At 48.4% G+C, this 15,533-nt stretch carries 14 protein-coding genes; 6 read left to right on the top strand and 8 right to left on the bottom strand.

The features are described 5' to 3' along the window. The first annotated feature begins 273 nt into the window (after positions 1 to 273). From murQ to H1230_RS00275, 3 genes are all read left to right on the top strand, one after another. Positions 274 to 1,167 carry an N-acetylmuramic acid 6-phosphate etherase gene (murQ, locus tag H1230_RS00285; protein ID WP_239713728.1) on the top strand — a complete coding sequence of 298 codons (894 nt, stop codon included), beginning with the start codon at positions 274 to 276 and terminating at the stop codon, positions 1,165 to 1,167. A gap of 33 nt (positions 1,168 to 1,200) precedes the next feature. Beyond that, positions 1,201 to 2,643: a PTS transporter subunit EIIC gene (locus tag H1230_RS00280; protein ID WP_239713727.1), complete on the top strand. Its 1,443-nt coding sequence runs from the start codon at positions 1,201 to 1,203 to the stop codon at positions 2,641 to 2,643. Between the two features lie 105 nt (positions 2,644 to 2,748). Next, on the top strand, positions 2,749 to 3,594 hold the full coding sequence (locus H1230_RS00275) for a MurR/RpiR family transcriptional regulator (protein ID WP_239713726.1): 846 nt from the start codon (positions 2,749 to 2,751) through the stop codon (positions 3,592 to 3,594). Positions 3,595 to 3,921: 327 nt separating this feature from the next. Here H1230_RS00275 and H1230_RS00270 read toward each other — a convergent pair whose 3' ends face one another. The 8 genes from H1230_RS00270 to H1230_RS00235 all read right to left on the bottom strand — a co-directional run bounded on the left by H1230_RS00270 (position 3,922) and on the right by H1230_RS00235 (position 13,135). After that, positions 3,922 to 5,244: a 6-phospho-beta-glucosidase gene (locus H1230_RS00270; RefSeq protein ID WP_239713725.1), complete on the bottom strand. Its 1,323-nt coding sequence runs from the start codon at positions 5,242 to 5,244 to the stop codon at positions 3,922 to 3,924. Further along, the gene (locus H1230_RS00265; protein ID WP_239713724.1) at positions 5,234 to 6,247 is read right to left on the bottom strand and encodes an N-acetylglucosamine kinase; all 1,014 of its coding nucleotides are present in this window, start codon (positions 6,245 to 6,247) and stop codon (positions 5,234 to 5,236) included. Before H1230_RS00265 ends, H1230_RS00270 begins: the two co-directional genes overlap by 11 nt. Before the next feature lie 44 nt (positions 6,248 to 6,291). Next, the gene (locus H1230_RS00260) at positions 6,292 to 7,281 is read right to left on the bottom strand and encodes a LacI family DNA-binding transcriptional regulator (RefSeq protein ID WP_239713723.1); all 990 of its coding nucleotides are present in this window, start codon (positions 7,279 to 7,281) and stop codon (positions 6,292 to 6,294) included. A gap of 147 nt (positions 7,282 to 7,428) precedes the next feature. After that, complete coding sequence (locus H1230_RS00255; protein WP_239713722.1) at positions 7,429 to 8,814, bottom strand: ABC transporter substrate-binding protein; 1,386 nt, start codon at positions 8,812 to 8,814, stop codon at positions 7,429 to 7,431. Positions 8,815 to 8,872: 58 nt separating this feature from the next. Beyond that, positions 8,873 to 9,751 carry a carbohydrate ABC transporter permease gene (locus H1230_RS00250; RefSeq protein ID WP_239713721.1) on the bottom strand — a complete coding sequence of 293 codons (879 nt, stop codon included), beginning with the start codon at positions 9,749 to 9,751 and terminating at the stop codon, positions 8,873 to 8,875. Beyond that, positions 9,748 to 10,641, bottom strand: coding sequence for a carbohydrate ABC transporter permease (locus H1230_RS00245; RefSeq protein ID WP_239713720.1), 894 nt, complete (start codon positions 10,639 to 10,641; stop codon positions 9,748 to 9,750). The genes H1230_RS00250 and H1230_RS00245 overlap by 4 nt, the downstream gene beginning before the upstream one ends. Before the next feature lie 540 nt (positions 10,642 to 11,181). Beyond that, the gene (locus H1230_RS00240) at positions 11,182 to 12,459 is read right to left on the bottom strand and encodes a sensor histidine kinase (protein WP_239713719.1); all 1,278 of its coding nucleotides are present in this window, start codon (positions 12,457 to 12,459) and stop codon (positions 11,182 to 11,184) included. After that, a complete protein-coding gene (locus tag H1230_RS00235; protein WP_239713718.1) occupies positions 12,449 to 13,135 on the bottom strand; it encodes a response regulator transcription factor in 687 nt (228 codons plus the stop codon). The genes H1230_RS00240 and H1230_RS00235 overlap by 11 nt, the downstream gene beginning before the upstream one ends. 135 nt (positions 13,136 to 13,270) lie before the next feature. Between H1230_RS00235 and H1230_RS00230 the strand changes: the two genes are divergently transcribed. From H1230_RS00230 to H1230_RS00220, 3 genes are read left to right on the top strand one after another with little or no spacing between them, the layout of a single operon-like run. Beyond that, on the top strand, positions 13,271 to 13,747 hold the full coding sequence (locus tag H1230_RS00230) for an FMN-binding protein (RefSeq protein ID WP_239713717.1): 477 nt from the start codon (positions 13,271 to 13,273) through the stop codon (positions 13,745 to 13,747). A gap of 9 nt (positions 13,748 to 13,756) precedes the next feature. Further along, positions 13,757 to 14,641 carry an FAD:protein FMN transferase gene (locus tag H1230_RS00225; RefSeq protein WP_239713716.1) on the top strand — a complete coding sequence of 295 codons (885 nt, stop codon included), beginning with the start codon at positions 13,757 to 13,759 and terminating at the stop codon, positions 14,639 to 14,641. Then, on the top strand, positions 14,642 to 15,475 hold the full coding sequence (locus tag H1230_RS00220) for an RnfABCDGE type electron transport complex subunit D (protein ID WP_239713715.1): 834 nt from the start codon (positions 14,642 to 14,644) through the stop codon (positions 15,473 to 15,475). Positions 15,476 to 15,533: the final 58 nt, after the last annotated feature.

Genomic DNA, 15,533 nt, shown 5'->3' with positions numbered 1-15,533 from the left:
TTCTATTTCTCGAAGAAACGGGTGCCGTCCATATAAAGGACGGCAAAGCCGTTTCTTCTTGGTGTGTCTTGAGTTAGGAATATCCAACATCTACCTTGGAAAAAATGAAATAGCAACTAACAGGATAGGACTAAACACAGCGATCACTGTGTGATATGACACGTCATGTAATGATATATTATTTTAATAAATAAAATATATGTTGAAATATTATATCAAAACTACTACAATACGAAGTATAGAGAATTTATTACATCAAAGGAGTTTTTCAATATGTTAGAGAACCTGACGACCGAAAGAAGAAATCAACGTACGATGCATTTGGATCAGATGAGTGTTACAGAGCTGCTTACCGTGATGAACGACGAGGATGCCAAAGTAGCTGGTGCGGTTAAAGAACAAATCCCTAATATAGCGCAAGCGGTTACGGCCATTACGGAGTCACTGCGCCAGGGAGGACGTCTTATTTATATGGGGGCCGGTACGAGTGGGCGGATTGGACTGCTGGATGCTGTTGAATGTCCACCTACCTTTGGAACATCTCCGGAGATGGTTGTGGGCCTGATTGCTGGCGGGAGCAATGCTTTTATCAAAGCGGTGGAAGGTGCAGAGGATCGGGAAGAACTGGGAGTTACGGATTTACAGAGCATTAATCTTACGGCGAAAGATGCTGTTGTTGGGATTGCTGCCAGTGGAAGAACACCGTATGTGATCGGGGGTCTTGCCTATGCAAGAAGCTTGGGGGCAGTGACGATCAGTATTAGCTGTAACAAAGATGCTGAAATCAGCCACAAGGCAGACATCAGCATTGAAATTGAAAATGGGCCTGAAGTGCTGACCGGATCCACCCGATTGAAGGCGGGTACCTCACAAAAACTGGTGTGTAACATGCTGTCCACAGCCGCGATGATTGGACTCGGCAAGGTCTATGGAAATTTAATGGTTGATGTTCAGCTCTCGAACGAGAAATTGGTCGAACGGGCCAAACGAATTATTATGGAAGCGACTTCTTGCGACCTTCCGACAGCAGAGACAACCTTGGAGTTGGCGGGGCGCAAGCCAAAGCTGGCCATTCTGATGATTCTGACAGGCTGTACGTATACGGAAGCCCAAGAGAAATTGGAGCTAACTAAGGGCTTTATCGGGCCTGCAGTACAACAAGCGTAAGATTCATAAACGTGAGCACAGGAGGCTAAGAGGATGAACAAGTATGAAGTAATGGCCCAAGAGATCCTGAATTCTATTGGTGGGACTGGGAATGTTGGAGAGTTCACGAATTGCATGACCAGGCTGCGTGTCTCCATTAAAGATCACGGCCAAATCAACGAAGTTGGTTTGAAGAAGGTGGAGGGAGTACTCGGCGTAGTAGATGATGAAACCTATCAAATCATTCTCGGGCCGGGCGTTGTCAGCAAGGTGGCAGAAGAATTCGGGAAGCTGATCCAAATCGGAGCTGTGAATGATTCGGGCGCAGGGACGAAGATTCAGGAAAGTACTGATATCAAGTCTGAGTTGAAAAAGAAAAATAATACGCCCTTTAAAAACTTTTTGCGGAAAATCGGTAATATCTTTATCCCGCTGATTCCGGCCCTTGTCGGTGCGGGGATTATTAACGGGATTGCCGGACTGCTGAACAATCTGATTACGTCGGGGAATGCCGCTGATTGGGTGGTTACCCTGCAGCCTATCTTGGGGGTTATTGGCTCTGCCTTTTTCGGTTATCTAACGATTTTTGCCGGTATTAATGCGGCCAAGGAATTTGGTGGAACACCAGCGCTTGGTGGGGCGGTCGCCGCGATCATTGTTGCCCCTGCGGTAGCTAATATTTCTTATATCTATCCTTTCTTCGGTGAGATTAAATTGAACGCAGGCCAGGGCGGGATTATTGGTGCGATTCTTGCAGCAGGATTGCTATCGGTTCTGGAGAAATATCTGCGTAAACGGGTTCCGGCTGCTATTGATATTATTGTGACACCGACACTCTCGCTCCTTGTCGTTGGTCTATTGACGGTATTCTTCTTGATGCCGGTAAGCGGTATTATTTCTCAAGGGATCGGTGACGTTACCATCTGGCTGTTGGCCCATGGTGGCCCTTTGGCGGGGTTCGTGCTTGCCTCGTTATTCCTGCCGCTGGTCATGTTCGGACTGCATCAGGCACTCATTCCTATTCACGCGGAATTAATCACTCAGGTCGGGTATACGGCGCTGCTTCCCATTCTGGCGATGGCGGGAGCAGGCCAGGTTGGATCGGCTATTGCCATCTATGTTAAGCTGAATCATAATTCGAGATTGCGCAATATGATTAAGGGAGCGCTGCCGGTTGGGTTTCTTGGGATCGGTGAGCCGCTGATCTACGGAGTAAGCTTGCCCCTCGGACGACCTTTTATCACAGCCTGTCTGGGCGGTGGCTTCGGCGGAGCCTTACTAGGTCTGTTCGCCATGACGGAGCGGTTTGTCGGAACTGTGGCGATAGGTCCATCGGGTCTAGTCCTGATTCCTCTTCTTAAGGGTCCAATGGGCTTTGGGGCTACGATGCTAGTGTACTTGTCAGGATTAGTCATCTCTTATATCGCCGGATTTGTGTTAACCTACTTCTTCGGTTTTACAAAACAGATGCTTGTAGAGCATAATAAAGAAGAATAATAACTGCTGAGGATTAGGTGGGTTCCTGTAAGACGCCGCCTAATCTTATCTGTCAGAACGGGCGGGGATTAACCGCCCGTTTTTGCATGGAGAAGGGGGATTGAAATGACGGGAAGCATCGTGGTGCAAATGAAGAGTATGCTGACACAGCTGCCGGAATCGGAACGTAAGGCAGCCAGCTATATGTTGGACGAGCCTGAGGAAGTCTCCAAGCTGAGTATTCATGCGCTTGCAGAGAAGGCGGGAACGAGTGCAGCTGCGATTACCCGGCTGTGCCGTTCGCTTGGATTGACGGGGTTCCCGGATTTAAAGGTCCGCCTCTCCGTCGATAATGCCAAACCACAAATGCCAGGGTATTACGATATCGAGCCTGAAGAAACAGTGCCTAATGTCATTCGCAAAACGGTCTCGAACAGCCTGCAGGCGATTCAAGATACCGTGCTGCATGTACAGCCGGAAATGATCGAGCAAGTGGTGCGGAGCTTTGATGAAGCCTCGGTAATTTATATGTATGGTGTCGGAGCTTCGGCCATCGTGGCCGCCGATGCCGCTCAGAAGTGGCTGCGTCTTGGTAAACAGGCATTCGCCCTGCAGGACGAGCATGTCATTGCCGCAGCGCTGGCAAGTGCTCCGCCTCATGCTCTATTTATGGGTGTCTCTTACAGCGGGAACACTAGAGAGGTAGTTCAGCTGTTTCGAGTGGCGAAGCAATATGGTGTCCGGTCTATTGGTTTGTCCCGATTTGGCAGTCACAAGATATCCGAATTGGCGGATATGATGCTGTATACACCGCTGGCGCCTGAAGCTACGCTGCGAAGTGGAGCAACCAGTTCGCGGTTGGCTCAACTGGTGGTGATTGATATCTTATTTTTTGCATATGCTTCTACCCAATATGAGGAAACCATTGCTAAGCTGGGACGGACTCATCAGGCGATTTCATTTCTGAAATAAGCCTGCGGTTGATTTCGCGGCTGACTAATTCGAGCGAACGAACAACGGGGCAAACATACAAAGCCAGAATAGTGGAAGTTCATATTTGGCGGACTGTAGCACCGCTATTTCACTTTTGAGGGGGGTAGGTGAACAAGAAGCGGACTCAGAAGACGTTATTGAAGTAAAACCATTTTCTAATGAGAAGAAATTAGATCAATAACGTCCCTGGTGTCCGTCAAATTCTCAAATCAGCTGATTTCGAACAAATAGGGGCTCCTCAGTCCGGTTCACTGGGTCACCCCTGATTTTTGAGATAGAGCTGCCTTTTCTGTTGAAAGTAAGTAATTAAACGCTAGCCACTGGCCCAAAAAAATTCGGCAAATACTCTTTATTGGCTTCCAGCATCTCATCCAGCATAAGAATCGCGATCTCGACGGACGGGACGAGTGGATGATGGGCCAAGGCTTGGATGGCCAGGCTGCGGTCTCCGGTTACAGCGGCGTCAATGGCCAGCTGTTCGTAGGTTTTGACGGCATGGATGAGTCCCTTTGCCATAGGTGGAATCTTGGTTAGCGGCAAGGGCAGGGGTCCAGTCTTGGTGACCACACAGTTGACCTCAATGCTCGCATCGTCAGGCAGAAAGTCCAAGATGCCGCGGTTGGCGACATTGAGGGTCTGGATATCGTTCGTGCCGTTGTATAGTGATCTCATCAGATTAACTGCGGCCTCGGAATAAAAGGCTCCACCACGCTGCTCCAGCTGCTGTGGCTTATCTTTTAAATTGGGATCACTGTAGAGCTCGAATAGCTCTTCTTCCACGCGTTTGACGACCTTGGCCCGGTTCTCGCCTTGTTTGAAGGCTTCCAACTGCTCTGCCAGCATGGCATCGGTCATATAGAAATATTTCAAATAGTAGGAAGGCAGGGCATGAAGGGACTGCAGAAATTCGGGGTTCCACTCCCGAGCGGGAACGTTCTTGGCACTATAGCTGGTGGTATCCGCGAGCATGTCATCCAGCTTGTCTTCTCCTTCAACATCAATGCGTGTGATCCAGTGCAGATGATTAAGGCCGACGAATTCAGCATATACGCGGTCGGGTGCGACGCTGTATTTGGCCGATACTTGCTTGATTAGACCGATAGGGGCATTGCACAGACCGATGCTCTTTACGGTGGAATATCTCAGAACAGCCTCGGTGACCATACCTGCCGGGTTGGTGAAATTGAGCAGCCAGGCATTGGGGGCCAGCTCCTCGATATCGCGGCAGATGCCTAAGATTACGGGTATTGTGCGCAGCGCCTTCATCATCCCGCCAGGGCCAGTTGTTTCTTGGCCGATGACACCATATTTGAGCGGTATAGACTCATCACGAGCACGAGCATCCAGCATCCCTACACGGATCTGTGTACTGACAAAATCTGCGCCAGCAATGGCTTGGCGGCGGTCAGTCGTCAGATGAATTTCAATCGGGAGTCCCGATTTCTCTACCATTCGTTTCGCCAGATTACCTACAATGTTCAGCTTGCGTTGTCCGGGTTCAATATCGACAAGCCAGAGCTCTCGAACCGGCAGTTCCTTATAGTGCTGAATGAAGCCCTCTACCAATTCCGGTGTATAGGAAGAGCCTCCGCCGATGACGGCAATCTTAAGTCCTTGTTTAGTTGTCAAGATCAATCACTCCTGTCTTAATCATGGGTTGAATAGCTGCGAAATCTTGATAAACTCGCATGTTCTCATATACTTCTTCACTAATACTTATCCCGCCGTACTCCATGGCAGACCATACGGCACCGACTACGGGCTCTGTGGTTAGGGTAACAACTGTAGCCTGAGGGGCAGCGGCAAGTACAGCCTGCTCGATCAGTGGGCGAATCCAGCCGCGGTCACCTCGGGTTAGCAGGCTTCCAGCCAGAACTACGTCGAAGGTTTCCTTCTGCATGCCTAGTCTGTGTATGACGGCCACTGCCGACTTACCCAGCTCTACACCTTGTCGCTGCAGAATCTCCAGAGCTACGGCATCATCTTCGGCGGCCGCTTCGAACAGTAAGCGGGCCGCATCTACGGGCACTTGCTTGCCGTGATCGAGAAAATCGTTGAACAAGACGTCAACTCGTTCATAGCCAAGTAGCTTCAATAACAGTCCGGTCAGTAAGGTGGGTTGCTCCCGTCCATCCCAAGCGCGGATGACCGAGCGGAAGACTTCAATGTTAAGGGAGCCGCCCCCGCCGAAATCCCCGTACATGTAATCAAAACCTCCGCATTGATAATGCTGTCCCTGTGGATTTCGACCGGCCGCATTCGTGCCTGTACCACAGATGAGAGCGATACCATAAGAACGGTTCGTACCGGCGCGCAGACCAATGATCGTGTCACAGTTAATGGTGTATTGGGTAAACCCGATCTTGCGTATCATCGGATGGAGGATGTTATAATCCGCTTCACGGTCGGCACCCGCAAGCCCTAGGTAGGCATGCTGGATGTCCTCCAATTGGAGTCCGGCTTCAGCTAAGGCCTCGAACGTAGCCTCCTGAATACTGTGTGCGGCTTCAGCGCCCCCCGTCTGGTGGTTGCCGTTGCCGCTCCTGCCTGTGCCGAGCACATTGCCGTATTCATCGCTCAGCAGAGCGTAGGTTTTGGTTCCTCCCCCATCGATCCCCAAGTAGTAAGTCAATGGTCGTCACTCCTAATGTATATAATATGAAAAAGGGAATGGATCTACTTGCTAGAGGTAGATTCACGTATGATAAGCTCTGGGTCAATCCGTATGCTGGACCCGCGCTTCATCTTGCCCGAGATGCGGCTGAGCAGCATAGTCGTGGCTGCGAGTGCAATCTTGTCGGCAGGTTGGCGCAGGGTGGTCAGATGCGGATGAAGCTGGGAAGCAATATAGTGATCATCGTAGCCAACGACGGCTACCTGTTCCGGCACGCGAATGCCTTCCTCCATCAGAGCGTTAATAACGCCCAGGGCAATGTTGTCATCACCGGCAAATACTGCTGTCGGCAGTGTCCCCTGCTTCAGCCAGCGTTTGCAGGTGCTGTAGCCCATTCCGATGTCAAACTCGCCGTGCACAATTTCAAATGGGATAAGCTCCTTTTCCTGAAGCGCTTGTAGGAATCCACTGCGACGCTCCCGCGTACTCCGGAACATTTCCTGTCCACATAGATGGGCGATGGAGGTATGTCCCTGCTCCAGTAGATGGCTGGCAGCCGCGTATCCACCCTTGAAGTTGTCTATCGTGATTGAGAAGGTGTCATTCTCAGGCTTCTGGTTATCAATCAGCACGTAAGGGATACCCCGCCGCTTTAATTCCACAATATAATTATCTTCTTCCATCGGGGAGAGCAGGATTAGTCCATCTACGCGATCCTCTTGAATCAGGTAGTGGTTGTCATCTGATCCGATGCCTGTGGATATGGATATGGCTAGAAAATAGCCGTGCAGGGCCAGCACCTCATTCAGCTCTTTAACCACCGCATCAAAAAAGGAATCCTGCAGCGTGGTGACAATCAGGCCGATGATGCCGGTCTTGCCGCTTGCGAGGCTGCGTGCAGCTGCATTCGGGCGATAATCCAGCTCTTTCATCGCATCGAGCACCTTCTGTCGGTTCTTCTCCCTTACCGATGGAGCTCCGTTTAATACTCGTGATACGGTAACGACGGACATTCCAGATCTTTTGGCTACATCAAAAATACTCACTTTCATCGCTAGTGCTCCTTGCGGCAGATTTTCCGAACTTCTATTCTACCTTTAGTATACAGGGTTGGCCGGGGGTCCGCTAAACGTATGATTTCAAGCAGGTAATACCGTCCACTAAGGGACGGTATGCATATCCAACAACCTCTGTGTTTATTAGCGTTTGATGATCTCGGTTACTTTCTTCTGAATCACTGGCATGACCTCTTCCAACGTCTTATGTCCGGTTTCGACGGGTTGTATTTCATTAATGAACATGTCATTGATTTGCGAGTAGTTGGTGATCAAATGGTTGTAGGATTCATAGCCGTATTTGATAGCACCTTCGTACACTTTTTTCACATCTGCCGGATCAATGCCCTCAAAGTGTTTATAGTAGACTTCTGCCGCTTCGGTATTGACCGGAGGGTTGCCGCCGCTCAGTTCAATGGATTTCTCCTGCACATCAGTTGTTAGTAGATATTTGATCCATTCAAAAGCTTCCTTCGGATGCTTCGAATCCTTCAGTATAAGCAGCGGATCGACATACAGTGTACTCCGTACCTTATCGTTGCCGCCCCAAGGCACTGCGGCTACGCCGATTTTGAACGGAAAATCATTGGCGCCAGCCAGGTTCCAGGAGCCGCCGATGGACATGCCGATTTTGCCAGCAACAAAGGGATCACCGTTCTGACCCGCTACGCTTTTGCTCCATTCAGAGTTCGGCGACACCTTATCCTTGAAGATCAGATCAAACAATTTTTGGTAAGCGGCAATGACTTTGGGAGAGTCAAAATGGGTCTCGGAGGGCACACCACCGTTAGTCCACGTATCCTCGGAGTAAGGCTCAGCTCCAAAATATAACGGCCGCATATCGCGTTCTGCCCATGTGAAGTCGACACCGTATTGTGTTTTGGCGATATTATCGGAGACCACGGTCATTTTCTTGGCTTTGTCCACCATTGCAGCAAATGTCCAGCTCTTATCCTCGTAATCGCTTGGCGGGTAGGACAATTGTGCCGCATCGAACATATCCTTGTTATACAGCATCAGAGTAACGTACATATTGACTGGAATGCCGTAGGTATGGTCTTTTACGGTATAGATCTTCATCAGATCATCAGGAATATTATAATCCGCTGCTTTGAAGCCGTCCTCCTTGATCAGATCGGTCATATCAAACAGCATATCTTTGTTGTAGTATTCAGCAAACCCGCCGTAGCCATAGTGGCTGGTCACATCCGGTGATTTGCCTCCGGCGATTAGAGTCTGCAGCTTGCTGTCAAACTGCTCGTACGGGGCTTTTTCCACTTTGACCTTAATGTTCGGATGTTCCTTCTCAAATTCCGGGATCAGCTTCTCGATAAATGTGCGGTCTTCAGAGTCAATGGTGTAATGAGTGATCGTTACCTGCTCGCTGTTGGTGCCTGAATTAGCAGCTCCACCGTTCGCTTCACCTGCAACATTTCCCGCTGATTTCCCGCCGCTGCAGCCTGACAAGGTCGTAACAATAAGAGTGGTCGCTGCGAGTACAGTTGCCAGAGTCTTTCTATTCTTGTTCATCCGCTAATTCCTCCATGATTTCAGGTGTATTCAGCCGCTTGATGTAAGCGGTGGGTCATTACTTGATGCCTGTGAGCACAATACCTTCTACGAACTGCTTCTGGGCGACAGCGAACAGGGTGACGATCGGAACCATAGCCAGGACGGATGCAACCATTAGCAGATGCCAAGGCGGAATGCGAAACCGCGAGGAGGTGAGGGACGCCATGCCTACCGGAAGTGTGAACTTCTCAGAGGAGCTTAAGTAGAGCACGGGGGTTAGCAGATCATTCCAGCTATATATAAAAGCAAAGATAGCGACAGTTGCGAGTGCCGGTCCGGAGAGTGGGAGGGCAATTGTACGCCACATTCGCAGTTCTCCGCAGCCGTCAATCCGACCAGCATCAAACAGTTCATCAGGCAGTGTAGTGAAGAATTGGCGCAGCAGAAAGATGTTATAGGCTGATCCGAAGAACGCGGGCACGATCAGGGGCAGGAAGGTGTCAATCCAGTTCATTTTGGAAAAGAGTACAAACTGCGGAATCATAATCGCCGGATAGGGCAGCATCATGGTGCTCAGCAGCAGGATGAACCAGAATTGATTGCCTTTGCCCCTGTATCTGGCGAATCCGTAAGCGACTAGCGCCGAGGACAACAACGTACCGAAGACGCTCAGACCAGCGATAATCAGACTATTCATGTACATGGTGCCAAACTGCAGCGTGTCAAAAATGTCCTTGTAATTGCTCCACTGCCAGCTCTCCGGCAAAAAGGTCGGCGGGAATTTCAGCATCTCGCGCTTCGATTTCAGAGAGGTGGAGACCATGAAGAACAAAGGCAGCAGCATCAGGAACGTTGTAACAACTAAAGTAATGAAGCTGAATACCTTAACCGGTTCGACTTTAGGCCGAGGTCTGGAAAGCGAAGGACGAGAGCCAGTGGCTTTGAGAATACTCATTTGTGGCCTCCTCCTTCGTAGTGAACATAACGTTTCGATAGCTTCATAATGATGGCTGTGAATAACATGACGACGACTAGCAGCACCCAGGCCAAAGCTGACGAATAACCGGCGCGGTATTCTTTGAAGGCGCTAGTGTAAAGGTTGTAAACGTAGAACCAGGTAGAGTAATTCGGCCCGCCCTGAGTCATGACAAAGGCTTGGGTAAAGACCTGGAAGGAATCAATCAGGCCCATAATCAGCTGGAAGAGCAGCACGGGCGAAATCATCGGTAGCGTAATGTTCAGGAAAATCCGGAAGCGCCCTGCCCCATCGAGGTTAGCCGCTTCGATCAGACTGGCCGGGACGCTTTGCAGTCCTGCAAGAAAGAGAATCATGCCTGAGCCTGCTGTCCAGAAGGTCATGATAATCAGGGCATACAGCGCAGTATCTGGATTCATCAGCCAGGCCGGACCTTGAATGCCGAACCAGGAGAGAATGTAATTAAACAATCCAATCTGCGGGTTGAAGATCCAATACCATAGCAGTGACATAGCCACGCCGGACACCATGCTTGGGAAATACATAGCGGTACGGAAGAACCCGCGGAGCGGGATAGTCTGGTGGAGCAGTAGGGCAAATCCAAGTGCCAACAGCAATTGAACCGGTACACTGATAAAGGTGTAGCGCAGGGTAACCGTTACCGATTTCCAAAATAAATCATTGTGAAACATCTCGGTATAATTGGCTAGTCCGATGAACCTAGGCGGGTGGATAATGTCATAATCGGTAAAGCTGAAATACAGCGATGACAAGATCGGATACAGGGCGAATACTAGAAAGCCGATAATCCAAGGAGAAATGAACATGTACATGTAAAAAGTCTGCCGCCGGCTTTCGCGAAGGTTCACGGACACACCAACCTTTCAGAATAAAGTATAAGCGCTTTAACTTTTGTTTAAAAAAACACGGTGGACATGCCCTTTATGTAGGATTGTGAGTATTAAAGTTTAAACGCTTTAACTTTTGTATCGACCCCATGTGATTATCATAGAGGATGGCACTAAATAAATCAACAGTTATTTTATACGATAAAGCGTTTCCTGTCATGTAATATGACGTCGAACACTCATTTTTTTATTGTTTTGATCCTAAATGGCGAGGAAACAGAAACGTAATGATATGATTTCTGACATTATTGTTCTGACCGTAAAGTTATTTGGAATGAGAAACAATAAGATTTGAGGTGATAATTCATAATAAAGGGAATTTATGCCTCTAATTTCTTCAAAACCCCTGTTTTTTAGGGGTTAGAGGGAAAAACTCCCTCTAATTCATCTCGAATTACCCTATTAAGCCTAAAGGGAGAAATTTAAAGGTGTAATTTCCCTCTAATCTCTAAAATACCCTGATTACAGTACAATTAGAGGGATAATTCCCCTCTAGTAGTGCTAGGATAACCTAGCACTACTGTTCTTTCTAGGAAAGAGTACCTCAACCCGGGTTCCTACATTTACCTTCGAGTCTATATGAATCACTCCACCATGCTCATCTACAATCCATTGAGCTATGGACAACCCTAGTCCAGTTCCCCCTTCTGTGCGGGTTCTAACTTTGTCTCCACGGTAAAACCGCTCAAACACATGCGGCAGCTCATCCTCAGGAATACCGCAGCCCTCATCTGATACGCTGATATAAACAGAATGGGCCTGAACTCGACTGGTTATCGTAATCCGTCCTGCTGATGACGTATACTTCAGGGCATTATCCAGCAGGATAATCAGAAGCTGCCTTATTCTGGCTTCATCTCCCCAGAGGGAGAGTGGCTCCTGCAGCTCGGTGATGATCTCGACGTCCTTAATGCTTGCCAATAACTGAAATTGCTCCGACAAGTTTCGCAATAGGACATCTATTGCAATAGTGGACGATTGAATCTGCTGTTGATTGGAATCAGAGCGGGCTAATGTCAGTAGGTCATCCAAGAGCTTGCCCATCTGCTTGCTCTCATTAAGAATTACCGCAATATTGGAGCTTTCTTGTTCGATAGAATGCGCAGGGTGCCGGAAGAGCAGTTCTGTTCGTGCGTGAATAACCGCCACTGGTGTTCGTAATTCATGCGAGGCATCCGCAACAAATTGCTGCTGCTTCTCCCAGGAATTCCGGATGGGTATAAGCGCGCGCCGGGCCAGAAATAACCCAGCCAAGATGGAAATGAGTAGCCCAGCGATAATTCCTATAGTGATATCCAACATTAATGAAGTGAGCGTATGGTTTATATCCTCCAGACTTCTGACAATCCCGACGGAGATATTGTTGTCAGGCGTATCCCTTGTCCCTTGATTCTGCATCGAGAATTTCAGCACCCGATAACTATGCTTATCCGCAGTTATCGTATGAGGCGTCCCAGCAGTCTCTGTATTGCTAAATTGATTCGCTAAATTCAGAGAGAAGGATTGTCTAGGCGACTGCCCGATCAGCTCACCCTCAGGATTCCAGAACAGATAAGTCGTTCGCTCATCCTGCTGGGGATTGGCCTCATCAGATCGCAGCAATTCCTCCAGGTCGTGAAATGTTTTGATCTGCGCTTTGGCCTGGCTCAGAACTTCGTCTGTATCACGGAATAAGCGATATCGCATGTGAAGATACAGAAATGAACTCAGTACAGTAAGCACCAGCAGGAAAACAACGGCATTCAGAATGACCAGCCTTCTGCGAATTTTATTGAACATGGGGCTCTCCTTTGAAAATATAGCCGATTCCTCTTACAGTCTGAAGATAACTCCCAGCGTCGTTAGCAGTGAGCTTCTTGCGTAGATGATGTACATATACATCAACCGCCGTCGTGGCCGACCCCGAATCGAAACCCCAAATTCGATCAAATATTTGATCGCGGGTTAGGATCTGGTCTTTATTACATAGAAAGAATTCTAATAATTGATATTCTGTTGCTGTTAAATGGAGAGGGGCCTCCCTGCTAAAGGCTTCTCTTGTTGCCGGAGCTAAGCGAAGAGGACCGCAGATCAATTCGCCCTCTTGGCCGATGGTGCCGCGTCTTCTTAGCACCGCTCTTGAGCGTGCCAGCAGTTCCGAGACGGCGAAGGGTTTCGTGAGGTAATCATCGGCTCCAGCATCCAACCCGGCCACGCGATCTTCCACAGCATCTTTAGCCGTCAGCAAAATGATGGGAACCAGCATCGCCTGTGATCTTAATTTGGCGACGATTTCAATCCCGTTCATTCCAGGCAGCATAATGTCGAGAATAATCAGATCATGGATGGCTTGTTGGGCCAAATAATAACCATCGTCGCCAGTCTCTGCGGCATCGGTCAGGAAGGCTTCGCCTTCAAAAATATCACAGATCACCTTCAGTAAAGAAGTATCATCTTCCACTACAAGTACGCGCATGCCTTTGTCCCCTTTGGCTGGAATCTAAGACCATCTTATCAGAAAGCCTATTTTAATAAAATTTAAATGTTCACCAATTATACTGGGTTTATCTTAAGAACAGAAATAAAGATCAATCGAAATGGAGTGATTCACATGGCAAAAACAAATAAAAAATGGGTGCTCCTATGTTCAACAGCGGTAACAGCAGTATACGTTGCCGGATATTTTGCAACGGACACCCAAGCCTCTATAGTGCAACCAACCCCAACTGCCTACACCCAAGTTAGTACTCAAACCAAGGTTACGACAGTAAATAGCAGCCCAACCCCAACAACTACTCCAACCAAGGCTGTAGTCAATAGTCTTTATAAAGATGGTACTTATACAGGTACGGGAAACAATCGTCGAGGCACGATTCAAGTCGCAGTCACTATTAAGAACGATAAAATAACGGATGTTGAAATAAGCGATTATGCCATGCGCTATTCGCAGCGTTACGTATCAGGGTTGCCTGGAGAAGTATTGCAAACCCAAAGTGCACAAGTGGTGAATGTATCAGGCGCAACGTACAGTACCCAAGCGTTTAAAGCCTCGGTCTTGGACGCACTCTCCCAAGCGCAGAACGCCTAACGGTGCACTATGAGAAAAACCAAATTATACATGGATACGGTCGTGGATATTCAGGTGGTCAGTGGCAAGTGGTCGAAGGAAGAGACAGAAGTGAAGATCAACAGGGCCTTTGAAGCTTTTCAACAAGTAGAACAGGCCTGCAGTCGGTTTAGTCCAGACAGTGAAGTGACGAAAGCCTGCCAATGGATAGAAACGGCGGTTCCGCTTAGTCCATTTTTATTCGAGCCTCTTAAATTCGCTTTGGAAATTGCGGAATGGACGGACGGCGTGTTCGATCCGACAGTAGGCAAAGCCATGGAGGAGCAGGGGTTCAATCGTCACTATTTAACAGGGGAATTTATCGAAAGCCCTTCTGCCGATGTGGTTACGTATCGCGATCTCATCTTAAATGAAGAAGACCATACCTTATATTTACGTAAACCGCTGGTCATTGATTTAGGAGCTGTAGCGAAAGGATTTGCCATCGACTTAGCTGCCAATGAGCTAAAAGAATTTCCCGGATTTATGGTCAATGCAGGTGGTGATCTGTTTGCGGGTGGTGTGGATGAAACCGGGAACCTCTGGAAGGTTGGTATTCAGCATCCCAAGCACAAGGATTTAATTATACACACCCTGGAAATCTCAAACGAAGCTATCTGTACCTCTGGAGGTTACGAACGTACAAGTACAAAAGGGAATGGCAACCATCATATCCTCCATCCCAAGCTGAAACAGTCGCCAAAGGAATGGGTAAGCAGCAGCGTAATCGCCCCCTTTGCCATGCTGGCAGATGCTTTTGCAACGGCATTGTTTCTACTGGAGGCTGAGCGTGGAAAAGCATTGATCGAGCAGGCAGAGTTGACAGGAATATTAATATCATCTGATTTACAAATAATCACAGTTGGAGGGATTTAAATGCCAATCAAAAAATGGATGAAGTCACCAAAGGGCTATGTCGTTATTGCCTTGGTTGCTTTTCTACTCATTGCCTCCATCGGATCAAAGAATACTATGGGTATTAAGAATGCGATCATCGCTGTGGGGTTCTCTGTAGCCCTGGATATGATATGCAGCCTGATGGCCAAAAGAAAAAAGATCACGCCGACGGGCGCGGTGATTACCGGATTAATCATCTCCTTGATCTTGGGTGTAACGACCGCTTGGCCCATCATTGTGGCAACGGCAGCCCTTTCTATTTTGTCGAAGCATCTGCTTGTTTATAAGAAGAAACCGATCTTTAATCCGGCTGCCTTTGGCTTGCTGCTATCCTCTGTGATCTTTCAAACGGGCCAAAGCTGGTGGGGGGCCTTCGGGGATCTTCCTGCTTGGACGCTTATCTTGGTGTTAATTGGTGGCTATGCAGTAGCGAATCGGGTGAAAAAGTACCCTCAGGTGCTGTCATTTCTCGGAACATTATTTGTCCTCCTGTTCCTTATGGCTCATTTCAATATAGGTGATGCTACAGATGCACTCCGGACACCTTATATCAATTCCTCCCTATTCTTCGCCTTCTTTATGCTCACGGATCCGCCTACCTCACCGGCCAAAGCTAAAGGGCAAATCATCTTTGGTCTGCTAACCGCAGTAGCAGGGACTGTCATTTATGGATTATTTGGAGGGTTGATCTATTTGTTTATCGGGTTGCTCTTGGGGAACCTGTATCACTTCCTAAAAGCACGTTCCGCTTCTCAGGCATCCAAGGCCGCTCGCCCTGCTGTGAATAAGCCTCTAAAGGCTTCCGTTCGTTGAATGAATTAAAAAAAGGGGGTGTTTCCAGCTAATCGCCGGAAACACCCCAAATTTGTTT

This window comes from Paenibacillus sp. 19GGS1-52, assembly GCF_022369515.1.
Taxonomy (GTDB): Bacteria; Bacillota; Bacilli; order Paenibacillales; family Paenibacillaceae; genus Paenibacillus_AQ.
The sequence above is the reverse complement of the archived record's forward strand: the minus strand, read 5'-3'. Positions and strand labels throughout refer to the sequence as shown.

Bases quoted from the DNA above. Each gene is read 5' to 3' on its own strand.
- murQ (WP_239713728.1), top strand. From the start codon at position 274: ATGTTAGAGAACCTGACGACCGAAAGAAGAAATCAACGTACGATGCAT.
- H1230_RS00280 (WP_239713727.1), top strand. From the start codon at position 1,201: ATGAACAAGTATGAAGTAATGGCCCAAGAGATCCTGAATTCTATTGGT.
- H1230_RS00275 (WP_239713726.1), top strand. From the start codon at position 2,749: ATGACGGGAAGCATCGTGGTGCAAATGAAGAGTATGCTGACACAGCTG.
- H1230_RS00260 (WP_239713723.1), bottom strand. From the start codon at position 7,281: ATGAAAGTGAGTATTTTTGATGTAGCCAAAAGATCTGGAATGTCCGTC.
- H1230_RS00255 (WP_239713722.1), bottom strand. From the start codon at position 8,814: ATGAACAAGAATAGAAAGACTCTGGCAACTGTACTCGCAGCGACCACT.
- H1230_RS00250 (WP_239713721.1), bottom strand. From the start codon at position 9,751: ATGAGTATTCTCAAAGCCACTGGCTCTCGTCCTTCGCTTTCCAGACCT.
- H1230_RS00240 (WP_239713719.1), bottom strand. From the start codon at position 12,459: ATGTTCAATAAAATTCGCAGAAGGCTGGTCATTCTGAATGCCGTTGTT.
- H1230_RS00235 (WP_239713718.1), bottom strand. From the start codon at position 13,135: ATGCGCGTACTTGTAGTGGAAGATGATACTTCTTTACTGAAGGTGATC.
- H1230_RS00230 (WP_239713717.1), top strand. From the start codon at position 13,271: ATGGCAAAAACAAATAAAAAATGGGTGCTCCTATGTTCAACAGCGGTA.
- H1230_RS00225 (WP_239713716.1), top strand. From the start codon at position 13,757: ATGAGAAAAACCAAATTATACATGGATACGGTCGTGGATATTCAGGTG.
- H1230_RS00220 (WP_239713715.1), top strand. From the start codon at position 14,642: ATGCCAATCAAAAAATGGATGAAGTCACCAAAGGGCTATGTCGTTATT.